Genomic DNA, 21,485 nt, shown 5'->3' with positions numbered 1-21,485 from the left:
CCATGCCAGATTCGAGAGATTCCAGCACTCGCACCGGAGCCGTCAACAAACCTGGCGAGGCGTTCTTGGACACCCTCAAGGGCTTCTTCCATGAAGAAGCGACCGCCCTCAAGCAGAAACTGAACCCGGAGACCGGGCCGGCCCGGCCGATCGAGCCCGGGTTCTATCGGGTCGATGTCGAGTCGGAGCGGATCTACGAGTACGCCGGCGATCTCTACCAGGGACGGAAAAAACTGAAGACCGCCTATCCTTGGAACGCTCAGCTCCAGGAGACCGAGCGCGACCGATGGCGGGACGTGCGGTACTTCAGCCTAGACAATCACAACGTCATCCAGATTGGCAGATTGGCAGACCTGACCAGGCAATACAGTCGGGCGGGGGCGGGCTCGATCCTCTGTGTACTCAACCTGAACCACGACAATTGGGGTGATGACATCCCGTCAGGCGAGCTGACCGCCGAAGTCGGTATCAGCCACTACATCCAGGGCAGTGGACGGCGGGACGAGCTCATCATCGGCAAGACGACGCTCATCAAAGACCTGGTACTTCGAGCTGGAGCGATGGTCGGCGCCGGTCTTACGAACGGTCTGGCCGGAGAGTTGCCCGGGAAGGCAGACGTGGCGAGCCTCATCCGCAACGGCGTCGAGGCCGGCCAGTTCGGGATAGAAAGGGCTGGCGATCTGTTCGGCGGGGAGAAACGGTCCCCGAGAGGTACATACGCCAACCCGGGATTGGGTGACATCGCCCGGGAAGTGCCTCTCGCCAGAGACGCACTCGGTCTGTGGGACGACCGTAAACGCGACAAGAAGAACCGTGAGCCCAGGGTTTTCGATGCCGAATCCGCCCGCGAGAAGCTGCAGCTCAAGGTACAGCTGTACCAAGGTGAGTACGACAACCTGGCCGGCGAACACCTTCACGTGCATCGCACATGGCGCGTGCGTGATGACGAGTTGGACCACGCCTGGTTGAAGAGATCCGAGGGCACAGGCGTCCGTCTCCCCATGATTTCCCTGGAAGACCTCGGCGAGGGCATCATGCCGATGGTGGAATCCCTGTTCACTCTGATGAGAAAGACCGGTGTGACAGCCTAGGCGAAACGCGGCTTAGCTTGCCAGCCTGCCCATCAGCTGGCGACCTGTGAAGCGCATCGCCGCCCTGGCGGTCGCACTTACCCTGACGGCTGAGAGCCAGTCGGTGCGCCGGGTAGTCCTATCCGCTCCGTAGTCGCTGCGCGACACGCGAAGGTCACCAGCCGGCCTTTTCTGGGTTACCTTCACGAAGGCACAGGTCTCCCTGTGGCAGCCAGCCTCAGGGGGCGTCCGCCCACACCCCTCTGGAAGGAAGACCCCCATGCGCCGCCTCACCCGCGCGCTGCTTCCGCTAGCCCTCGTCGCCGGGGTGCTCCCGGCCGCACCGGCCGCCGCCGCCCGCGGCGAGTTCGACGTCCAGGCCCACCGCGGTGGCCTCGGACTCACGGTGGAAAGCACGATCGCGTCCTTCTCCCACGGCCTCGAGCTCGGCGTCAGCACGCTCGAGCTCGACGTCCAGATCACCGAGGACGGCCACGCGGTCGTCACCCACGACCGGCGGATCGCCGGCACCAAGTGCAAGGACACCGCGCCGTACACCCCGGGTGATCCCGAGTACCCGTACGTCGGCAAGTACATCAACACGCTGTCGCTGAAGCAGGTCGAGCAGCTCGACTGCGGCTCGCAGACGCTGCCGAACCACCCCGGCCAGCGGCCCGACCCGGGCGCTCAGATGCCGGAACTGCGGGACGTCTTCGCGCTCGTGCACCGCTTCCACGCGTACGGCGTGAAGCTCAACATCGAGACCAAGGTGGAAGCCGGCGCACCGTCCGAGACCGCCCCCCGCGAGCAGTTCGTGCAGGTCGTGTCCCAGGAGATCCGGAAGGCCCGGATCGCCCGGCAGGTGACGATCCAGAGCTTCGACTGGGGCGCGCTGATGCGGATGCGCCAGGTCGCGCCCGAACTGCCGCTGGTCGCCCTGACGAACTACGACTTCCTCCAGGTCGGTCAGCCGGGCCGGTCGCCGTGGCTGGGCGGAATCGACATCGACGACTTCGGCGGCGACCTGGTCAAGGCGACCAAGTCCTTCGGCGCGTCCGCGATCTCGCCGGTGCACGGCTTTCCGCAGGACGGCAAGGTCACCGACCCGACCTACCGGCCGTACGTCACCGAGGACATGGTCGAGTCCGCGCACGAGGCCGGGATGAAGGTGGTGCCGTGGACGGTCGACGACCCGGCGACCATGCGGTCGCTGATCGACAAGGGCGTCGACGGGATCATCACCGACTACCCCGACCGGCTGCGCGACGTCGTCCGGTCCGAGGGTTACCGGCTGCCGCGGTCGTACGACGCTCCCGCCGTACGCGCGCTGCCCGCGGCGCACGCGCACAACGACTACGAGCACCGGCGGCCGTTGCAGGACGCGCTGGACCGTGGCTTCAACAGTGTCGAGGCGGACGTGTGGCTGATCGACGGCGAACTGCGGGTCACGCACGACCTCGAGGACGCCGTCCCCGGGCGCACGCTGGAGAGCCTGTACCTGCAGCCGCTGGCCGAGCGGGTGCGGGCGAACCACGGGCAGGTGTACAAGCACGGCCGGGACTTCCAGCTGCTGATCGACATCAAGAGCGACGGCCCCTCGACGTACGCCGCCATCGACAAGGCGCTGACGAAGTACCGCGGGATCAGCACGGTGTTCATCAACGGGCGCGTGCTGAAGGGCGCCGTGACCTCGGTGATCAGCGGGAACCGGCCGCTCGACGTCCTGCGGGCGCAGAAGGTCCGGTACGCCGGGTACGACGGCCGGCTCGGCGACCTGCCGTCGGGGATGCCGGCGTCCCTCATGCCGCTGCTGAGCGACAACTGGACGAACAACTTCACCTGGACCGGTCTGGGCCCGATGCCGGCCGCCGAACGGACCAAGCTCCACGACATCGTCGTCCGGGCGCACCACGCCGGCTACCGGGTGCGGTTCTGGGCGACGCCGGACGTGCGCGGGATGGCTCGGGAGGCGCTCTGGAGCGAGCTGAAGGCGGCAGGCGTCGACCACATCAACACCGACGACCTGCACGGACTGGAGTCGTTCCTCCGCCGCTAGGGTTTGACTTCCGTGAGGGCGATGAGGTTGGCGCCCTCACGGAAGGCCTTGCGTTGGCGGACGGCTCCGTTGCCGTGAATGATTACCCGTTGAATGCCGTCTTCAACCAGGTCGGCGTCACCGAGTTCCTGCAGCGCCGGCTCGACATGCTTGCGCAACGCATCCAAGGCCTGGGACATCGGCACGAGCCCGGCGCGCAGGACGTCCAGGCCGTCGGCCGTGAGACCGTCACGGGCCGCCAGCCAGTAGGCGGCCCGCAGCACCTCGGGCTCCAGCGTCGGGCCTTTCGTGCCGTCCTCGAGCGCGGTCATCACCAACGCACGGACGAGTGTCGCGAGCAGCACCGTCTCGTCGACCGTCAGCGGTACGTCACTGACCCGGACCTCGACGGTCGGCAGGTGGGACGACGGCCGGACGTCCCAGTAGACCATCTGCTCGTCCATCAGCGTCCCGGCCGCGAGATGCATCGCCACCAGCGCGTCGTAGTGCTCCGCCGACTCGAAGTACGGCGGCGGGCCGGACGACGGCCAACGCGACCACATCAGCCACCGCCAGCTCGCGAAGCCGGTGTCCTCGTCGAGATAGATCGGCGAGTTCGCCGTCAGTGCCAGCAGGGTCGGCAGCCACGGCCGCAGGTGGTTGCTGACGCGGGTCGCCGCCTCCCTGTCGGGTACGTCGACATGCACGTGACACCCGCACACGGCCTGCTCGCGCGCCAACTGCCCGTACCTGGCGGCCATTTCCTGGTACCGCTGCTTCTTCGTGATCGACTGGATCGCCTTGCCCTGCGGGGGCACCGCGATGGCGAGCAGCCGGGCGCCCTCCTCGGCCGCCGCCCGCGCGAGCGCCGAGCGCATGTCGGACAGGTGCGCGTGCAACTCGGCCGCCGTCCGGCACACCGGGCTGTTGATCTCGACCTGGGCTCTGGTCAGTTCGAGGGCGACGTCCAGCTCCGGCAGTTCCTCGACGACCGCCTTGCTGCGAGGCAGCGGATCACCGGTGGCGGACACGAGCAGGAGCTCTTCTTCGACTCCGATCAAAGAATGAGTCACGCCAGGCTGGTACCCGGGCGGCCCATGGTGGAAACGAGGTCACTAGGCTCTGCGGCGTGAGCCTGCCGACCGTCACCGCGACCCGCTACGTGCTGCCGCTGCGCGAGGGCGGCTCGCTGCCCGGTGTTGTCGAGGGCAACGATCTCGGCACCTACGTACTCAAGTTCACCGGTGCTGGCCAGGGCCCGAAGGCCCTCGTCGCCGAGATCGTCGTCGGCGAGCTGTTCCGCCGCCTCGGCCTGCGGGTGCCCGAGCTCAAGCTGATGCACCTCGACCCCGCGATCGGCAAGTCCGAGCCGGACTTCGAGATCCAGGAACTGCTGCTGCGCAGCGCGGGACTGAACCTGGCCGTCGACTTCCTCCCCGGCTCCTTCGGGTACGACGGCTCGGCCGGCAACCCCGGGGACGCGGGAATGGCCCGGATCCTCTGGCTCGACGCGTACGTCGCCAACGTCGACCGCTCCTGGCGGAACCCGAACCTGCTGGTCTGGCACAAGAACCTCTGGCTGATCGACCACGGAGCCGCGTTGTACTTCCACCACTCCTGGATGTCCGCGGAGAAGTTCGCCGGACAGCCGTACGACGCCTCGGACCACGTGTTCTCGGTCGCCGCAGCCGGCGTACCGGCGGTGGACGCGGAACTGGCGGCGGCGATCACGCCGGCGCTGCTGACCGAAGTCATCGGGCTGGTGCCGGACGAGTGGATCGACGACGGGGACCGGGAGCGGTACCTCGGTCACCTGACCGCCCGCCTGGAGAGCCGGGCGGCCTGGCTGCCGGGAGGTGCCCGGTGAGCGCCGAGCTGGTGCCTTTCGACTACGTGATCCTGCGGGCCGCGCCGCGGATCCACCGCGGCGAGTTCGTGAACGTCGGCGCGGTGCTGTACTGCCGCGCCTTGGACTTCCTCGGCGCTGCCTGGGACGTCGAGCCGTCGCGGCTCAGGGCGCTCGACCCGGCCGTCGACGTGGACGTGGTGTGCGCGTCGCTGGACCACATCCGGGCGATCTGCGCGGGCGATCCGGACGGTGGCCCGGCCGCGGCTACCAAGATCGGCGAACGCTTCCGGTGGCTCGCGGCGCCCCGCAGTACCGTCGTACACCCCGGACCGATCCACAGCGGGCTCACCAACGACCCCGCCGCGGACCTGGACCGGTTGCTCGACTCCTTCGTGCGTTAGCTCTCGAGGGCGGTCGAGACCACCTCGCGGGCCTGGGCGAAGACCTGCTCGAGGTGCTCGGCGCCCTGGAAGGACTCGCCGTAGATCTTGTAGAGGTCCTCGGTCCCGGACGGCCGCGCCGCGAACCACGCCGACTCGGTGGTGACCTTCAGCCCACCGATCGCGGCCCCGTTGCCGGGGGCGCTCGTCAGCCGGTCCACGATCGGCTCACCGGCCAACTCGGTCGCCGTCACCGCGTCCGCGGACAGCGCCGACAGCTTCGCCTTCTGCTCGCGCGTCGCCGGCGCGTCCACCCGCGAGTACGCCGACGCGCCGAACCGCTCGACCAGCTTCGCGTGCGCCTGCGACGGCGTCTCGCCGGTCACCGCGGTGATCTCGCCCGCCAGCAACGCCAGCAGGATGCCGTCCTTGTCGGTCGTCCACACCGTCCCGTCGAAGCGCAGGAAGCTCGCGCCGGCCGACTCCTCGCCGCCGAACCCCACCGACCCGTCGATCAGCCCCGGCACGAACCACTTGAAGCCGACCGGCACCTCCCACAGCCGCCGGCCCAGGTCCGCGACCACGCGGTCGATCAGCGACGACGACACCAGGGTCTTGCCGACCGCGACGTCCGGACCCCACTGGCGGTTGGCGAACAGGTAGGAGATCGCGACGGCGAGGTAGTGGTTCGGGTTCATCAGCCCGGCGTCCGGGGTGACGATGCCGTGCCGGTCCGCGTCCGCGTCGTTGCCGGTGGCCACGTCGTACCGGTCGCGCTGTGCGACGAGTGAGGCCATCGCGTACGGCGAGGAGCAGTCCATCCGGATCTTTCCGTCGTGGTCGAGCGTCATGAACGACCAGGCCGGGTCGATCGCCGGGTTGACCACGGTCAGGTCGAGGTCGTGCCGGTCGGCGATCGCCGCCCAGTAGTCCACGCTGGCACCGCCGAGCGGGTCCGCACCGATCTTCACCCCGGCCGCGCGGACGGCGTCCAGGTTCAGCACGGACGGCAGGTCGTCGACGTAGTGGCCGACGAAGTCGTACTCCCCGGCCTCGGACCGGGCCTGCTCGAACGGTTTCCGCCGTACCTCCCGGTTGCCGCCGGCGATCAGCTGGTTCGCCCGTGCCGCGATCCAGCCGGTCGCGCCGGAGTCGGCGGGGCCGCCGTGCGGCGGGTTGTACTTGATCCCGCCGTCCCGCGGCGGGTTGTGCGACGGCGTGATGACGATGCCGTCCGCACCGGCACCGGCACCGCGGTTGAGCCGCAGGATCGCGTGCGACACCCCAGGGGTCGGCGTGAGCCGGTCGGCGCTGTCCACCAGCATCTGTACGTCGTTGCCGGCGAGGACCTCGAGCACGGTCCGCCAGGCGGGCTCGGACAGCCCGTGGCTGTCCCGGCCGACCAGGAGCGGTCCCGACGTGCCTTCACCGGCCCGGTACTCACAGATCGCCTGCGTGATCGCCAGGATGTGCGCCTCGTTGAAGGCGCCGTCCAGGCTGGAGCCGCGATGTCCCGACGTACCGAAGACGACCTTCTGGGCGGGGTCGTCCACGTCCGGGGTGATGTCGTCGTACGCCTTGAGCAGCGCCTCGATGTCGACGAGGTCCTCGGGCTGAGCGGGCTGGCCTGCGCGTGGGTGCATGGGGAACATGCAACAAGCCCCGGCCCGCGAGCACAACTCGGGGCGGTTCCGGTCAGCTGCTGTACGGCGTCAGCAGCTGGTCGACCGGTGCGTAGTCGTCGGTCAGCACCGGCGCTTCGCCGACGAAGTCCGCGAGCTCGCCCTGCACCCGCATCCCGGGTGCGAGGCGCTCGGCGATCGCCTGCTCGTCGATCGGCCGGTCCGACGCGACCAGGACGAAGTTGCCGCCGGACTGCCCCGCGAGCTCGTCCTCCCGGGCGACCACGGCGACGTGCGGGAACTCGGCCTGCAGCGTCGCGATCTCGGCCTTGGCGAAGGCGAGGCCGCCGAAGTCGATGACGTTGACCAGGTAGACGCCGTCCGGTCGGAGCACGCGGCGGATGTCCGCGACCAGCTCGCGGGTGGTCAGGTGCCACGGCACGGACACCCCGCTGAACGCGTCCATGATGATCACGTCGTCGCTGTCGGTCGCCTCGGCTCGCACGCCGAGCCGCCCGTCGCGGACCGAGATGTCCAGCTCCGGCCCGGTCCGGACACCGAGCTCCTTCTTGTCCAACTCGACGACGGCGCCGTCGATCTCGTAGACCTTGTTGTGGCTGCCCGGCCGGGTCGCGGTCAGGTAGCGGGGCATGGTGAGCCCACCGCCGCCGATGTGCAGCGCGTCCAGCCGCCGGTTGTCCGGCCAGGTCCCGTTGATCGCCGCGGCGAAGTTCCTGATGTAGGCGAACTCGAGGTATGTCGGGTCGTTGAGGTCGACGTACGAGTGCCGCAGCTGGTCCAGGTAGAGCGTGCGCCCGCTCTCGCGGTTCTGGTCCGCCACCACGCGTGCACAGTGGTACGCCGTCTCGACCTCACACGGCCGCGGTGCGACCAGGGTCAGGGTCGCGCCGATGAGCGCGAGCGCCACGGGCTTCGCCGCCGCCCGAGCACCCCGCAGTACGACGGTCAGAACGGCCCCGGAGACCACCAGGAGACCCCCCAGTGCCAGCAGGATCGTGCTCACCGGGACCTCCGACACGAACACGAACCCGGTCAGCACCGTGCCCGCGATTCCACCGACGGTCGCGTACGCCGAGAGCCGGCCGACGACCGTACCGGTCTGGGCCAGCGTCGACAGCCGCAGCTTGGTCACCATCGGCGTCACCGCCGACAGCAGTGCCGCCGGCACGAACAGCGCAACCGCGAGCACCAGGAACACCAGATCGGTCCCGCCACCGCGCAGCGCCTCGCCGGTCCAGCGCACGACCGGGAGGATCAGCATGACCAGGGCTCCGCCGATCAGGATCAGCGGCCCGAGCGTCCTGCGCGGCTCCACGGCGTCGGCGTACCTGCCGCCCAGCGCCGCACCGGTCGCGATCGCGGCCAGCGCGACCCCGATCACAGCGGTGTTCGTCTCCAGCGTCAGCCCGATGTACGGCGCCACCAGCCGCAGCGAGACCAGTTCCAGCACCATCACGGCAGCCGAACTGCCGAAGGCCAGCCCGATGGCCAGCCGCGATCCCACGTCACGCGTACTCACCGCGTCACCCTATCTGCCGATCCGAAACACTCCCGGGCCGTCAGGCAGGCAGTGACCCCTCTCCCACCTCCAGCGCGCCCAGCCCACGCCGCGACCCGGGACGGGTCGCCGCCGATTTGCCGGGTTGACCCTGACGTAGCGTCAGGCCGGACGATCGGACGCATGAACGAGTTCGTGAGCCCCGTTCCGCTGCCCGGTCCCGACACGGTCGCGCCCGGGATCTGCCGCGAGATCTACCCCATGCCGATGTTCGTCGTCCTGCCGACCGGAGACCTGGCGGCGTCGAAGGAGTTCTGGATCCGCGGGCTCGGGTTCGCCGACCTCTTCTCCGCGCCGGGTGAGCAGGTGACCCACCTGCGCCGATGGGCGTTCCAGGACGTGCTTCTGGTGCCCGGGGTACCGGCCGCCTCCGCCGCCGTCCAGGGCGTCAGCTTCGCCGCGGTGCTGAACCAGCTCGCCGACATCGCCACCCGCTGCGAGGAGCTGGTCCCGGGGTGCACTTCCGGGCCGGAGGTGATGCCCTGGAACTCGGTCGAGCTGACCGTGACCACCCCGGAGAACGCGCGAGTGACGATGACTGCCGCGCGGCCGCTCGACCCGGCGAGCCCGGAGGCGGACAACCTGCGTGACTGGGGGATCCCCCTTCCTTGACAGACTGACCCGGGTGACCTCACCAGAGCAGACCTCCGATCCCGACGAGCTGACGGTCGGCCAGGCGGCGGGACTGGTCGGCCTCAGCGTGCGGACCCTGCACCACTGGGACGCGGTCGGCCTCGTCCGGCCCAGCGAACGAACGCCGGCCGGCTACCGGGTCTACTCCGCCGACGACATCGCCCGCATCCACCGCGTGCTGGTCTACCGGGAGCTCGGTCTCCCGCTGGCCGAGATCGGCCGGATCCTCGACGACCCGGCCGCGGACGCCCGCGAGCACCTCCGCCGGCAACGCCTCCAGCTCACCGAGCGCATCTCCCACCTCCACACCATGGCCGAAGCCGTCGACCGGATGCTGGCCGCCTCGAGCTCGGGGCTGAAGCTGACGCCTCGGGAGCAGGTGGAGATCTTCGGCACCGACTGGCGACCCGAGTGGGTCCAGGAGGCCGAGGACCGGTGGGGCGACACCAAACAGTGGGCGCAGTACGTCGAACGCACCAGCGGACTGACGCCCGACGACTGGCGCCAGGTCGTGGCTGACACCGAGGTCCTCAACGCCGATCTGGCCGCGGCTCACCGGGCGGGCGTCGTACCCGGCTCCGACGAAGGGAACGCGTTGGCCGAGCGGCACCGTACGTCGTTCTCCCGGTACTTCGACTGCACGCCGGCGATGCACGCTTGTCTGGCGAGATCCTTCGTCAGCGAACCCGGCTACCTCAGGTACTACGACTCCCTGTCCCCCGGACTGGCCCAGTGGCTGCACGCGCTGGTCTATGCCAACACCGCTGCTCACGGCATCGATCCAGACACCGCGACCTGGACCTAGGAGCCGCCGAGCCAGGACATCAGGCGACCTTGTGACCAGCAGCGGCCGACGGCCTCGGTGCTCAAGGTCGACGCCTCGAAGACCGCCAGCCCGAGGATGCTGTGGCCGGACGCCCGTCGGTCGCCCAGCGTCGGGATGGCCGGCGCGACTCCGACCCCCTCGGCCGACGCCCAGGCCACCGCCCGCTCGGTCGCCGCTTCGTCGAGGCGCTGCAGGAACCGCAGCCGGTCCTCGAGTGAGTACTTCGACAGCGCCCACGTCGTCGTGACCAAGGGCAGGGCGTCCGCGGGCACCTGAGCGAGGGCTTCGGGCAACAGGTCGACGATGTTGCCTCCGAGCAGCACTGGAGGCGCCGACGCTGCCAACGCCAGTTCTCTTTCCAGCCGTGCGAGCTTCTCCGACTCATCAGGCGGCAGGCACGCTCGGAGCCAGCGCGCCTCGTCGGGGTCGGTCACGTCGACCGGATCGACGTCGACGCCGATCCGGGTCACGACCTCGGGCATCGCCTGCGTTGGGACCGGCCGGTCCCCCACGACCGAGCACGACAGCTGCACCGGCGACGACGGGTCACCCAGCGATCGGGCGTTGCTGTACGCGATTCCCACGCGGTCGACCGTCAGATTGAGCCCGGCCGAACAGCCGACATCGATCAGCCCGATCGCGGTCGCACCAACCCGCCGAGCCGCCTCGGCGACCACCGGATAGAGCACGGCGCCACGTCCGGCTTCGTTCGCTCGCACGGGTCGCCGTACGGCGATCTGCACGACCGAATCGGTCATGGAGAGCACGGTGTCAACCGCCGCCGCAGCAGCCTGATCACGTGCTGCTGCATCACCAGTCGCGTCGTACGCGGCAGCCAACGCCGGGGCCCGGCCGGAGAGGGCGAGGTCGTGCAGCGCGGCCAGGACCGCCGCCGGCTGCCGCTTGCGCGCCGGCGCCGTCTCGATCGCCCGCAGCGCCTCCTCGGAGTCGCTCAAGGCGCCAGCGATCCGCTCGTACAGCGGTGAGGACTCGAACCGCCGGTACACCTCGGCGAGCGTCCGCGCATTACCCACGGGCGCCACGCTGCCCGGTCACGACGACGCGTCCAGCTTGGCGATCAGCGTCTTCGGAGCGACCTGCCGGAACGCACTCTCGACGAGATCCTCGAGGTGGTCCCAGTCGACGTGGTCCACGTCCAAATAGACCCCGAGCCAGCCGCGATGACCGACGTACGGCGGCCGGAAGAAGTGCTCGGGATCCTCCTCGACCAACGACTCCTGGACTCCGGGCGGCGCCGCGCACCACAACCCGACCCGGTCGTCGTGATGCTGGTTCGCGAACATCACGAACGCCTTCTTGTCCCGCACGAACCAGGTCGGTTCGCCGTGGCTCAGCCGTTCCGTCGTCTCCGGCATCACCAGACACAGTCCCCGCAGCCGTTCGAGCGCCTCCATCTGTCCTCCCTCAGTGGCGTGGCCCAGGAATCACACCGGCTTCGTACGCCATCCGTCAGCGGTCACGTTCGCGACCCTAGTCCGTCCGGAGTCACAGTTGCCGGAACCGGATCGAGCGGTACAGGCCGGCCGGAGAGGTCCTGCGCCCGGATACCGGTCTGGGTCAACGTGTCCGTCATCGCCACTCCCAGGGTCTCGGGTCCTGAGACCGGCCAGGAGCGAACGGCCGGCCGGACATCCGGCCCAGGGAGCGAACCGGCTGCTATACGCCACGAGAACGATGTGATTCAGCTCACAGTGACCACCGTGCGTGTCGCGCCGTTACACGGTCAGTGCCGGACGGCGTCCACGCACAGTGCACACCTGGGCGCCCGACGGCGCCTGCCGCCACGCCGCGCCCGACAGGAGGTTCGGACCACATGCGCATTCGGAACCTGGTGGTGACCGCCACGCTGATCCCGGTTTTGATGCTCGCCGGGTGCGGCGACGACGACGCATCGTCCGACGTCGCCGCCTCGACTCCCGGCGCCAAGAAGGCGTCGAAGGACGGGCTCACCGAGCAGGTCGACAGCGCCGGCCAGGCCGACCCGGTCGTCGACGCGTACTACGACTACCGGGTCGCCCTCGACGTGATGATGCGCAGCGGCGGCCGGAAGACGAAGCACCTCGCAGTGGTGATGACGCCGAACCTGTTCACCTCGATCAGCGCCCAGGCGACGTACTTCCGCACCAAGAAGCTGCGCAACACCGGCACCACCAAGGTGCTCTGGGCCAAGCGCACCCTCGCGTCGAGCGGCGTGATCGTCAGCGCCTGCTACGACACCACCGCGGCCCGGACCGTCAACTCGAGAGGCCGTTCGGTCCTCCCGGACACCACCCCGACCCGCTGGCTCGACGAGATGCGGGTACAGCAACTCCAAGGCCGCTGGGTGGTCGACGGCGGCAGGACCACGCCGAACGCCTGCTGACACCTCGGCACCGCACCAACCACTGCGGCCGCTTCGCCCGCAGCACGCTCGACCCATCGCACCTCCGGCTCGCTGCCTGACGGCACACCTCGTGGGCCGGAGCCGCAGCAGCGCGGAGAGACCAGGTCTCCGCGCTGCTGCGTTCCCCTCACGCGTGCCGGACCATCTGGCGCAGCATGGCCTCCACCGCGTCGCGGAGATCGTCGTCGTGCTCCGGGCCCGACCAGACGACCACACAGCCCTTGTCGCCCAGCTTCTCGGCGACCAGCGCCCGTGCCGGCGTGGGGTCTCCCTGATTCAGGACGACGACCAGCCGGCGACCGTCACGTCGCAACCGGTCGAGGAGCGGCGGCAGCGTCGAGCCGCGGAACACACCAGGGTCGCTCTTCACCTTCGTCTCGACCATCACGCCACGGCCACGCACCACCAGCAGGTAGTCGGCGCGGTCCCGGGTGAACTCGCGGTCGTGATAGATCCGCGCCTTCGGCCACAGCCGCTGCAGCGCCGCGTCGACCTCGGCGTCGTACCGCGCCGCCAGCCGGCTCACCCGCGAGCTCGTCCCGCGCGGCCGGAACGCCTCGGGCGTACGCCGTCCAGCACGCCGCCGCCCGAACAGCGGCGCCAACCAACGCCCCCATCTCGTGTCGATCATCGGCGGACCCCTCGACCTAGCCGGCACTTACCCCCAGTCTCCCCACTCCGCCGGGCCACCCAACCGCCCACACCCCGATCGTGATCCCACCTCCACAAACCCCGGACAGCAGACAGCCCGCGGACGACCGGGGTCATCCGCGGGCTGCCGACGCCGGTGGTCAGCTGTTCCTGATCGCGGAGACCTCGATCTCCAGGGTGACCTTCTCGCTGACGAGAACGCCGCCGGTCTCAAGGGCGGCGTTCCAGTTGACACCGAAGTCCTTGCGGTTGATGACGACCGAGCCCTCGAGGCCCACGCGCTGGTTGCCGAACGGGTCGGTGGCCGAGCCGGTGTACTCGAACGGGATCTCGACGGACTTCGTCACGCCGCGCACGGTCAGGTCGCCGACGACGGTGAAGTCCGCGCCACCGTTGTGCTTGACCGCGGTCGACGCGAACGTGATCTCGGCGTGGTTGTCCATGTCGAGGAAGTCGTTGCTGCGCAGGTGGTCGTCCCGCTGGCTGTTGCGCGTGTCGATGCTCTTGGCCTGGATGGTCACCCGCCCGGACGAGTTCTCCGGGTTCTCGCCGTCGAGGTGGAGAAACCCCTCGAACTCGTTGAACGACCCCCGCACCTTCGTCACCATCGCGTGCCGGGCGACGAACCCGACCCGGCTGTGGGCGGTGTCGATCGTGTAGTCACCGGTCAGAGCGGCGTACTCGCTGGCCATCGAACAATTCCTCCAGAGAGATTAGTTGAAGTTTGCATAGTCCAGTTTTCACCCACTTCCGCCGAATGTCCACTCCGGGTGTCCGCCTGTCAGGACATAACCCGGCCACGACCCGGATCGCGGACCTGGCCGTTGCCGTGGCACCAGCCGTTATTCGGTTGCGGGCCCGGCGGCCCGGCGGGTGTCATGTGTGGTCGAAGATCGGAGGACTGTCGTGCAACCGCTCAGCGTCGAGGAGATCAGGCGCTCGTTCGTCAACTCGTCCAAGAGCCTGGTGAAGGCCATGACGCTGCCCCGGGCATTCGCCGACCTTCCCTGGGAGTCACTGGACTACCTCGGCTGGCGTGACCCGAAGGCGCCCAACCGCGCGTACCTCGTCGTCCGCCGCGACGGCGACGTCACCGGGATCGCGCTGAACACCCAGGCGACCGGGAAGCCGCGCCGCGGCACCGGGCTGTGCGACCTCTGCCACACCGCGCACCAGGTGACCGACGTGGCACTGTTCGCGGCCCGGCGGGCGGGTGCGGCCGGCCGGGACGGCAACACGGTCGGCCTGTACATCTGCGCCGACCTGGCCTGCTCGCTCTACCTGCGCGGCCTGCGCGAGCTCGAGGTTCCGCAGGGTGAGACCGCCGCCCCCGAGGTCCGGGCCGAGCGGCTCACCGCCCGACTCGACGGATTCGTGAATCGCGTCCTCGCTTGAGCTTCCGCAGTGGGTACCTGGATCTACGCTGGTGGCAGCGGCAGGTCCACACGGGCGAAGGGAGAGCGAGTCGCGATGACGGAGTTCAGAATCACGCACGAGATCCACGAGGTTCATCCGGACATCCGCGAGAAGCTCACCGCCACGACCATCGAGGCCATCAACGAGTCCAGCGCCCGCTCCGCGGAGGACGCCGCGCTGGTACTGCGCCACAAACTCGGTGAGATCGGCGTCGGGATGAGCGAAGCGGCCTGCCTGGCGGCCGTCGAGCGGATCCGCTCCGGCAAGCAACTCCGCTTCGAGATCGAACGGGAGACCGTCGACGAGACGGAGTGAGTCCTGCGGCGTACCGAGCGGCTCGCAGCCGGCGGCTTCGGCTCACGACGGACGCGGCGCGACGGCTCAGCCGGCCGCTGTTGTGTAGGCCGCCAGGTCCGCTGAGGTGAACAGGGCCCGGAGGCTGAGGCCGGCGTCGGTGAGCGGCTGAGGCGTCGCCTGGTTGCGGTTGATCACGCACAGGGCGCCGGTAATCCACGCGCCCCGGGCGCGGAGCTCCTCGGTGGACAGGACGATCTGGCCGCCGGTGGTGACCACGTCCTCGACCACGGTGACGCGTCGGCCGGCCGTCTCCGCGCCCTCCGCGAGCCGCTGCGTCCCGTACGCCTTGGCCTGCTTCCGGACGAAGGCACACGGCAGCCCGGTCCGGCGGCCGAGCGCGGTCACCACCGGGATGCCGCCCAGCTCGAGCCCGGCGAGCACCTCGGTGTCCGCCGGCACCAGCGGCACCATCGCCTCCGCGATCGCGTCCAGCAACACCGGATCCGCCTCGAACTGGTACTTGTCGAAGTACTCCCCGACCACTTGCCCCGAGCGCAGCACGAACCGCCCGGTCAGGTGCGCGGTCGCGTGCACCCGTCGTCCCAACTCCGCGATCTTCACGCCCGCACCCTATCCACGGCTCAGCCGGCCTGGCGTTCGGTGGGCGTGGGGCGCGAGGCAGTCGGCATGGGGCGCGAGTCCGGGAGCAGGCGGCGGAAATCCTCGATCGAGATGATCGGGACGTTGTAGTAGCGGGCGGCCCGGGCCTTGACGGACAGGCTGTCGACGTCCGCGGCGACGACGAAGGTGGTGTCCGGGCGGACCGCCTCCTGAGGGGCGAAGCCGGCCGCGACGGCGCGATCCCACCACACCGCACGCGGCTCGATCATGTCCCCGGTGAACACCAGCGTGCTGCCCGGCGGGAACCCATGGGACCCCGGGCGGGCCGGCACGACGTACCGACCGGAGCTCGCCCGCAGCAGCGCGTCGTCCACGTCGGACACCCGATGCCCGAGCATCATCGCGACCCGGTCGAGATCGGCACGCTGGTCGGCGGTGATCTCGCCGTCGCTGCAGGAGGCCTCGGCCAGCGAGGTCACGTAGTACCGATGCAGGTCGCGCACCTCGGACCGCGCCAGCCCGAGCTCGGTCGCGACCTGGACGAGCTGGTCCGCGTCGGCCGCGGTGATCTCCCGGTTCGCGAGGATCCCGTCGAGGAGAGCCAGGTACGAGTCGGCCTGCGGCGGCTCGGGGACCCGCGGCAACTGGTCGACGATCCGGCTCATCCATCCGTGCCGGCCACCGGCGTGCACCGGGCGCACCGTCGGCGTGAACGCAGTCCCGGGCAACGCGGGCCACGGCAGCCGCCGCACTTCCTCGTACGCCCACTGCCACGGCGGCGGCGACGGGAAGGCGTGCAGATACCGACCGAACAGCTGCGCCGTGGCCCGCGTGTCCGCAAGCGCCGAGTGCCAACCCTCGATCGAGATCCCGGCCGCCGCACAACACGCCCCGAGCGTCCGTTTCGCGCCCGGGTAGAGGTAGCCGGCCAGCGCCATCGTGCACATCGACCGCTCGGTGATCAACGGCACCGCGAACCCGAGCCGGCCGAACTCCGCGCGCAAGAACCCCAGGTCGAACTCGACGTTGTGGCCGACGACCATCCGCCCGGCGAGCAGTCCGCCGAGCTCGCGCGCGACGTCACCGAACTCCGGCGCCGCGAGCACGTCGGCGGTCAGGATCCCGTGAATGTGCTGCGGGCCCAGATCGCGGTGGGGATTCAGCAACGTCACCCACTCGTGCTCCACCTGCCCGCGCGCATCCAGCAGCACGACGGCGATCTCGATCACCCGGTGCCGATGGCTCGGCAGCAAGCCGGTCGTCTCGGTGTCGATGACGGCGTACATCAGCGGCGACTCCTCCGGCTCGGTTACCGACCCGGAACAACCCAATCACAGGTCGCCGACAGTTCTACTCCACCGGGACGTCGACCGCGATCTCCTCCCCGAGCCGGGCCCCAGAGGACAGCCGGAGGTCGTCGCCGCTCCAGAACCGCCCCGGGTCGTACCAGCTCGGCGACCGCCCGTGCAGCAGCCCCATCTCCTCGTACGTCACCGCCACCACCTCGGCGCAGTACGCCGACTCGAGCGCGAGCTCGCGGGATCCGCGCCGGAGCGCCGGGATCCGCCCAAGGGCCCACCGCGACGCCAGCCGGGCCGTCGACGGGAACGGCGTACCATCGAGGCGCGCGACGGTCCGCAGTACGGCGTCCTCCATCTCCCGCGTCACCGGATGGTCCAACTGCCGCAGCCAGGCCCGCTGACCGTACTTCCGCGACCACACCAGCACCGCGTCCCGCAGGTCGTGCAACTGCACACCGCGGTGATGCTTTCCCGTCCAGACGTCCGGCAGGGACCGGCCCAGCTCGGCGTGCCACATCAGCGGCGGCAGGTCCTCGACGACGATCGCCATGCCGACGTGGTTGACGGGGCTGTTCGTGGTCAGCTGGATGGCCCGGTCGGCCGCACTCCCCCCGCGGAACAGCCAGATGTCACCGGTTCGTGTCAGTTCCGTAGCGTCATCCAGCGAAATCCGGCTCTCCACGTCGCTAGGTTAGTCCCATGAAGGTATGGAAGGTCGTAGGGCTTGCAGGGCTCGTCGGCGTGGCCGCGACGGGCGTGGTGATCGCGCGGGGCGAGCGGAAGCGCCGCGCCTACACGCCGGAAGAGGTACGCGACCGTCTCAAGACCCGGGTCAAGGAAGCGGCGAACGCCTAGCTCCAGGTCCTGCCCACCGTGGCGGGGCACCCTGACTAAAGGTTGTGGAGAGCAACCTTCTCCAGCCGGCCGGACGTGACCGTCGCCGTCTGGTAGGTGCAGTACGGCTGCCGGCGGCGATCGGTCGGCGATCCCGGGTTCAGCAGCCGCAGGCCGCCCCGGCTGGTCGTGTCCCAGGGGATGTGACTGTGACCGAACACCAGCACGTCCACACCCGGGTACGCCCGCTCGCACCGCTCCTCGCGGCCCTTGGCCGGCCCGGTCTCGTGCACGACCGCGAGCGACACCCCGTCGAGCGTCACCCGGGCGACCTCGGGCAGCCGGGCCCGCAGCTCCGGACCGTCGTTGTTGCCCCAGCACCCGATCAGCCGTGCGGCCCGGGCCTCCAGCTCGTCCAGCAACTCGACGCTCACCCAGTCGCCGGCGTGGATCACCACGTCGGCCTGGTCGATCGCGGCCCAGACCGGCTCGGGCAGCTTCCGTGCGCGGACCGGCAGATGAGTGTCCGAGATCAGCACCAAGCGCATGCGCCCACTCTCTACGCCCGCAGGGACTGGATCAACTCCTGTTCCCGCGCGAGGCTCAGACCGGCCTTCCGCTCGCGCTCCAGGCCGAGCTCGCGCTCCCACGCCAGCGTGTCCCGCAGGAACTCCCGCCGTGGCCGATGCGTCAGCCCGGCCGCCCGCGCCGCCGCACCGCTCCGGTTCGACCAGCCCTCGTACCCCGGCTCGGTCAGCCACATCGCGAGCGATTCCGGCCCCATGTACTGCTCGACCTGCCGCTCCTCCAGCCACTCCCGCGGCGCGAGCACCACCGGCCCGGAGTGGCCACCGACCTCGCGCGACAACTCGACCCATTCCCCGAACGGCACCACCGGCCCGAACGTGTCGAACGTCCCGGTCCGTCCCCCGGCGGCGTTGTCCAGCAACCAGGACGCGAGATCCCGTACGTCGATCACCGAGGTGTCCAGGTCCGGCGTGTCCGGCAGCAGCAGCGGCTCCTCGGGTGCCCGGGCAGCCCGCGCCACCCACGCGCCGGCCCGGTCGCTGCGGTCCCCCGGCCCACCGATCAGGCCGGCCCGCGCGATCACCAGCCGGTCCCCGACCGCCCCGACCGACGCGAGTTCGCACGCGACCTTCGCCTCGCCGTACTGCTCCCGGTCGACCACGTCGAGCTCGGCCGGCTTCCGCAGTACCGCGGACTCGTCGGCACCAGGCGTGTCGTACTTCTCGTACGCGTTGTTCGACGACACGTACGTCCAGTGCTTCGCCTTCGCCCCGAACGCGGCCAGGGCCGCACGCACGAACCCGGGCTGCCACGACACCTCGAACACCGCGTCCCAGTCCCGATCGGGTACGGCGTCGTACGCGTCCGGGCGGCTGCGATCGGCCGGGACGAGGGCCGCTCCCTCGGCCACCTCGCCGCTCTCGCCGCGCGCCACACACGTCACCGAATGTCCGCGGGCCAGCGCCTGGGCCGCGAGCTCCCGGCCCAGCCATGCGGTACCGCCCAGTACCAGAATCTGCATGTCCGCAAGCCAATCAGGGCCCGCGGACGATTCCCAGACGGTCTGCTGACGGCAGAAGGCGAAAAGGCCTTGCGGTGACGCCGATCCGGGCGCAGCCTCGAAGCAGAGGGCAACCGTGTTCGGGGGCCGTGGACACAGGGGGGACAGAATGGCGTTCGTTCAGATCATCGAGTACCGCACGTCCAGACCGGACGAGGTCGCGGCGCTCAGCGAGCAGTTCACCAAGAACCGGATGGCGGCGGGCGACGGCCCGTCGCCGACACGCGAACTCACCGGCGCCGACCGGGACGAACCCGGGCGGTACTTCGCCGTGGTCGAGTTCGCGTCCTATGAGGAGGCGATGGAGAACTCCAACCGCGCCGACACGAGCGAGTACGCGGCCAAGCTGATGGAGTTGTGCGACGGGCAGCCGACGTTCTACAACCTCGACGTCGTGCACCGGCAGGACTTCGGCTGACCGACCGAACCTCGGGCCCAGCCGCCACCGCGAGTCCGGCTGGGCCCGAGCCCTGCCCGATGCCTTGGGCAACGAGTACGGCCGGCCGGTGCCGGAAGGAAGGACTCGGCACCGGCCGCCCGTTCTTCGGACCGGGTCCGCGGCGCCGGACCCGGTCCGGCTCAGCGGAACACCCGGTACGACGACCAGCCGCTCGGCGGCGCACTGCCGTACGAACCGCTGTCGCGCTCGTGGTGCAGGGGGTCGGGGTCCTGTGGCTCGGGGCCGGTGTGCAGCTCCGGCCAAGGTCTCGGCGGGAGGGTCTCGCGGGGTGGCAGTTTCAGGTCGGGGTCGGGGCCCGGCTCCTCGTCGTCGATCCACTCGACGACGGTGGCGCCGCCGTGGCCGTGGATCGCGACGACGGAGTCGATGCCGTCCCAGACCGTGGTCGTCGGATAGTCGCCGTACCAGCGGAGCGCGACCGCCCCGTCGGTGAACTGGACGCCCTCGGCGACCGGCCCGGTGCCACTCACCCCGGAGACGTCGTGATGGCGGATCAGCCGGAAGCGACGAGAGGTCATTTCGGGGCTACCTCCCACAGCCGCTCACCCGGCAGCGCACGGTCCGGGCCCGGCTCGGCGCCGGGGATCGGCTCGCAGGTCACCCGCAGCCCGGCGAACCGGCGCGACATGACCGCGGCATAGCGTTCGGCCACCTCGGCCTCCGCCCGGAAGTCCGCGACGACGTGGTCCCCGAACCACACCCGCACGCGGCGACGTTGAGGAACAGGATCGGACATCTCAATGCACCCGCCTACCCGGCCGGCGCGTTCCCGTCAGCGACATCGAACAAAGTTCCACACCGATCACTTCCACTTCCCTGTGGGGATGGGTTCACAAGAAGTGACGGCCGCCGGGAAGCTTCATGACGCGGTTCCCCCGAACTTCCCGACTTCGCACACCTGTTCGACCCGTCACCCCTACCGGCTACCGCTCGATCGCCGCTGCGTGCGCGCACCGCCTCAGCCGACGACCCAGGGCCGCCAGGTCTCGAGGTCGGGAGCGTCCGGGGTGATCGGAGGGCTGAAGGTGTGCGTGCCGGTGCCGGGCAGATGCGCGGCGACGAGCGTGTCCAGGTTGTGGATCAGCAGCATCGGTACGTCGCTCCGCGCGGCAACCAACCTGTCGAAAACCACCGTGGTCTCGCGCAGCTGCAGATTCTCGTCCTTCGGTCCGACGAGCCGGATGTCGAGATCCACCGGGTACTTGTCCAGCGCCTGGATCTCGTCCGGCCCGGGGGCCGACTCGGCGTAGCGGTTGGGACGAACCAGCAGGCCGAGCTCACGCTGTGCTCCGGCGGCGGAGGTCCGGAACAGGCGTTCGTGCTCCTTCAACTCCGGATCCGCGACCGGCTCGAGGTCGAGGACGACGGCCAGCCACTCGGCGACCGCCCCGATCGGCTCGTCCGCAGCCAGAAACACGTTGTCGTTCGCCGACATCACCGCTCCTTCGTGAAGGTGACCAACCGCCCGTCACCGAGGATGACATGAACATCAGCCGAGACCGTCTTGCCAGGCTGGCCCAGGGCCATCCGGAATCCCCGGTGCGCCATCGCCTCGGACAGCTCGACGTTCCGGCCGTCGATGAAGATCTCGCCGTGCGCACCGACGTGCTCCTGGGCGCGATGGATGTTGCGCTTCACCGCCGACAGCGAGGCACGCTCCAGCGTCTTGAACTCGACGATCGTCCCCTCGTCGGATCCGCTCCGGCGCAGCGTCGCGTCCGGGTTCTTCTCTCGCTGGGTCGTGTGGTTCTCGGGCCGGGCGTCGACGCGCCATCCCTCTTGGTCGAGGCGCTCGGCGAGCTCACGTTCCTTCGCCAGAAAGCGGCGCAGCGGATCGTGGACACCGGAAGCGAAATCGGGGCCGAGGGGGTGGAGGTCCAGGGCTGGGTCGAAGCCGGCGATGGAGGGCTTCGGGAGGG

26 protein-coding genes and 1 pseudogene are annotated in these 21,485 nt (G+C 69.8%); 11 read left to right on the top strand and 16 right to left on the bottom strand.

Annotation, left to right across the window (positions count from 1 at the left end; genetic code table 11):
• The first annotated feature begins 2 nt into the window (after positions 1-2).
• Together E1218_RS01175 and E1218_RS01170 are read left to right on the top strand one after the other, a co-directional pair.
• Positions 3-1,091 (top strand): hypothetical protein, encoded by a 1,089-nt coding sequence (locus E1218_RS01175; protein ID WP_132315267.1) that lies wholly within the window; start codon positions 3-5, stop codon positions 1,089-1,091.
• 259 nt (positions 1,092-1,350) lie between these two features.
• Complete coding sequence (locus tag E1218_RS01170) at positions 1,351-3,126, top strand: glycerophosphodiester phosphodiesterase family protein (protein ID WP_132315265.1); 1,776 nt, start codon at positions 1,351-1,353, stop codon at positions 3,124-3,126.
• Here the strand turns inward: E1218_RS01170 and E1218_RS01165 are convergent.
• Positions 3,123-4,178, bottom strand: coding sequence for a carboxylate-amine ligase (locus E1218_RS01165; RefSeq protein WP_233711921.1), 1,056 nt, complete (start codon positions 4,176-4,178; stop codon positions 3,123-3,125). The genes E1218_RS01170 and E1218_RS01165 overlap by 4 nt on opposite strands.
• A gap of 56 nt (positions 4,179-4,234) precedes the next feature.
• Here E1218_RS01165 and E1218_RS01160 point away from each other — a divergent pair, with 56 nt between their 5' ends.
• On the top strand, positions 4,235-4,972 hold the full coding sequence (locus tag E1218_RS01160) for a HipA family kinase (protein ID WP_132315263.1): 738 nt from the start codon (positions 4,235-4,237) through the stop codon (positions 4,970-4,972).
• Complete coding sequence (locus tag E1218_RS01155; RefSeq protein ID WP_202865698.1) at positions 4,969-5,355, top strand: DUF3037 domain-containing protein; 387 nt, start codon at positions 4,969-4,971, stop codon at positions 5,353-5,355. The genes E1218_RS01160 and E1218_RS01155 overlap by 4 nt, the downstream gene beginning before the upstream one ends.
• Here E1218_RS01155 and pgm read toward each other — a convergent pair.
• A complete protein-coding gene (gene pgm, locus E1218_RS01150) occupies positions 5,352-6,977 on the bottom strand; it encodes a phosphoglucomutase (alpha-D-glucose-1,6-bisphosphate-dependent) (RefSeq protein ID WP_132315261.1) in 1,626 nt (541 codons plus the stop codon). The two genes, E1218_RS01155 and pgm, sit on opposite strands and share 4 nt — an antisense overlap.
• Before the next feature lie 52 nt (positions 6,978-7,029).
• Positions 7,030-8,496, bottom strand: a complete 1,467-nt coding sequence (locus E1218_RS01145) for a fused MFS/spermidine synthase (protein WP_132315259.1) — start codon at positions 8,494-8,496, stop codon at positions 7,030-7,032.
• Positions 8,497-8,658: 162 nt separating this feature from the next.
• Between E1218_RS01145 and E1218_RS01140 the strand changes: the two genes are divergently transcribed.
• Both E1218_RS01140 and E1218_RS01135 read left to right on the top strand, forming a co-directional pair.
• Positions 8,659-9,147, top strand: coding sequence for a VOC family protein (locus E1218_RS01140; protein WP_132315257.1), 489 nt, complete (start codon positions 8,659-8,661; stop codon positions 9,145-9,147).
• Positions 9,148-9,160: 13 nt separating this feature from the next.
• Complete coding sequence (locus tag E1218_RS01135) at positions 9,161-9,973, top strand: MerR family transcriptional regulator (protein WP_202865697.1); 813 nt, start codon at positions 9,161-9,163, stop codon at positions 9,971-9,973.
• Here the strand turns inward: E1218_RS01135 and E1218_RS01130 are convergent.
• Together E1218_RS01130 and E1218_RS01125 are read right to left on the bottom strand one after the other, a co-directional pair.
• Positions 9,970-11,028: a DUF2332 domain-containing protein gene (locus E1218_RS01130; RefSeq protein ID WP_132315255.1), complete on the bottom strand. Its 1,059-nt coding sequence runs from the start codon at positions 11,026-11,028 to the stop codon at positions 9,970-9,972. The genes E1218_RS01135 and E1218_RS01130 overlap by 4 nt on opposite strands.
• Before the next feature lie 18 nt (positions 11,029-11,046).
• Positions 11,047-11,409, bottom strand: coding sequence for an MmcQ/YjbR family DNA-binding protein (locus E1218_RS01125; RefSeq protein ID WP_132315253.1), 363 nt, complete (start codon positions 11,407-11,409; stop codon positions 11,047-11,049).
• Between the two features lie 419 nt (positions 11,410-11,828).
• Here E1218_RS01125 and E1218_RS01120 point away from each other — a divergent pair, with 419 nt between their 5' ends.
• Positions 11,829-12,377 carry a hypothetical protein gene (locus tag E1218_RS01120; protein WP_132315251.1) on the top strand — a complete coding sequence of 183 codons (549 nt, stop codon included), beginning with the start codon at positions 11,829-11,831 and terminating at the stop codon, positions 12,375-12,377.
• Positions 12,378-12,525: 148 nt separating this feature from the next.
• On the opposite strand, the gene E1218_RS01115 is transcribed toward E1218_RS01120, so the two are convergent.
• Together E1218_RS01115 and E1218_RS01110 are read right to left on the bottom strand one after the other, a co-directional pair.
• Positions 12,526-13,029, bottom strand: coding sequence for a hypothetical protein (locus E1218_RS01115; protein WP_132315249.1), 504 nt, complete (start codon positions 13,027-13,029; stop codon positions 12,526-12,528).
• 160 nt (positions 13,030-13,189) lie between these two features.
• Positions 13,190-13,741: a YceI family protein gene (locus E1218_RS01110; RefSeq protein WP_132315247.1), complete on the bottom strand. Its 552-nt coding sequence runs from the start codon at positions 13,739-13,741 to the stop codon at positions 13,190-13,192.
• Positions 13,742-13,955: 214 nt separating this feature from the next.
• On the opposite strand from E1218_RS01110, the gene E1218_RS01105 reads away from it, so the two are divergent.
• Both E1218_RS01105 and E1218_RS01100 read left to right on the top strand, forming a co-directional pair.
• Entirely contained in the window at positions 13,956-14,444 is a 489-nt protein-coding gene (locus E1218_RS01105; protein WP_132315245.1) for an FBP domain-containing protein, read from the top strand.
• A gap of 75 nt (positions 14,445-14,519) precedes the next feature.
• Positions 14,520-14,780: a hypothetical protein gene (locus tag E1218_RS01100; protein ID WP_132315243.1), complete on the top strand. Its 261-nt coding sequence runs from the start codon at positions 14,520-14,522 to the stop codon at positions 14,778-14,780.
• A 66-nt stretch (positions 14,781-14,846) separates the two neighbouring features.
• On the opposite strand, the gene E1218_RS01095 is transcribed toward E1218_RS01100, so the two are convergent.
• The 3 genes from E1218_RS01095 to E1218_RS01085 all read right to left on the bottom strand — a co-directional run bounded on the left by E1218_RS01095 (position 14,847) and on the right by E1218_RS01085 (position 17,366).
• Complete coding sequence (locus tag E1218_RS01095; RefSeq protein WP_132315241.1) at positions 14,847-15,383, bottom strand: orotate phosphoribosyltransferase; 537 nt, start codon at positions 15,381-15,383, stop codon at positions 14,847-14,849.
• 20 nt (positions 15,384-15,403) lie between these two features.
• Positions 15,404-16,669: an exonuclease domain-containing protein gene (locus E1218_RS01090; RefSeq protein ID WP_132315239.1), complete on the bottom strand. Its 1,266-nt coding sequence runs from the start codon at positions 16,667-16,669 to the stop codon at positions 15,404-15,406.
• A 64-nt stretch (positions 16,670-16,733) separates the two neighbouring features.
• Positions 16,734-17,366 carry a hypothetical protein gene (locus tag E1218_RS01085; RefSeq protein WP_132315237.1) on the bottom strand — a complete coding sequence of 211 codons (633 nt, stop codon included), beginning with the start codon at positions 17,364-17,366 and terminating at the stop codon, positions 16,734-16,736.
• Between the two features lie 17 nt (positions 17,367-17,383).
• On the opposite strand from E1218_RS01085, the gene E1218_RS35855 reads away from it, so the two are divergent.
• Positions 17,384-17,539: a hypothetical protein gene (locus tag E1218_RS35855; protein ID WP_165546543.1), complete on the top strand. Its 156-nt coding sequence runs from the start codon at positions 17,384-17,386 to the stop codon at positions 17,537-17,539.
• A gap of 35 nt (positions 17,540-17,574) precedes the next feature.
• On the opposite strand, the gene E1218_RS01080 is transcribed toward E1218_RS35855, so the two are convergent.
• Both E1218_RS01080 and E1218_RS01075 read right to left on the bottom strand, forming a co-directional pair.
• Positions 17,575-18,066 (bottom strand): metallophosphoesterase family protein, encoded by a 492-nt coding sequence (locus E1218_RS01080; RefSeq protein WP_132315235.1) that lies wholly within the window; start codon positions 18,064-18,066, stop codon positions 17,575-17,577.
• An 11-nt stretch (positions 18,067-18,077) separates the two neighbouring features.
• Positions 18,078-19,067, bottom strand: coding sequence for an NAD-dependent epimerase/dehydratase family protein (locus tag E1218_RS01075; RefSeq protein WP_132315233.1), 990 nt, complete (start codon positions 19,065-19,067; stop codon positions 18,078-18,080).
• A gap of 148 nt (positions 19,068-19,215) precedes the next feature.
• Here E1218_RS01075 and E1218_RS01070 point away from each other — a divergent pair, with 148 nt between their 5' ends.
• Positions 19,216-19,524, top strand: a complete 309-nt coding sequence (locus tag E1218_RS01070; RefSeq protein WP_132315231.1) for a hypothetical protein — start codon at positions 19,216-19,218, stop codon at positions 19,522-19,524.
• A 161-nt stretch (positions 19,525-19,685) separates the two neighbouring features.
• Here the strand turns inward: E1218_RS01070 and E1218_RS01065 are convergent, their stop codons facing one another.
• From E1218_RS01065 to E1218_RS35850, 4 genes and pseudogenes are all read right to left on the bottom strand, one after another.
• Positions 19,686-20,084, bottom strand: coding sequence for a hypothetical protein (locus E1218_RS01065; RefSeq protein WP_233711920.1), 399 nt, complete (start codon positions 20,082-20,084; stop codon positions 19,686-19,688).
• Positions 20,081-20,302: a hypothetical protein gene (locus tag E1218_RS01060; protein WP_132315229.1), complete on the bottom strand. Its 222-nt coding sequence runs from the start codon at positions 20,300-20,302 to the stop codon at positions 20,081-20,083. Before E1218_RS01060 ends, E1218_RS01065 begins: the two co-directional genes overlap by 4 nt.
• Before the next feature lie 222 nt (positions 20,303-20,524).
• Complete coding sequence (locus E1218_RS01055; protein ID WP_132315227.1) at positions 20,525-21,001, bottom strand: hypothetical protein; 477 nt, start codon at positions 20,999-21,001, stop codon at positions 20,525-20,527.
• Positions 21,001-21,485 (bottom strand): annotated as a pseudogene (locus E1218_RS35850) (hypothetical protein); the annotation flags it as partial. The pseudogene E1218_RS35850 and the gene E1218_RS01055, both read right to left, overlap by 1 nt.

Origin of the sequence: Kribbella turkmenica (genome assembly GCF_004348725.1) — a bacterium.
Classification (GTDB): Bacteria; Actinomycetota; Actinomycetes; order Propionibacteriales; family Kribbellaceae; genus Kribbella; species Kribbella turkmenica.
Note: the sequence above shows the minus strand (reverse complement) of the source record. Positions and strands in the feature narration are given on the sequence as shown.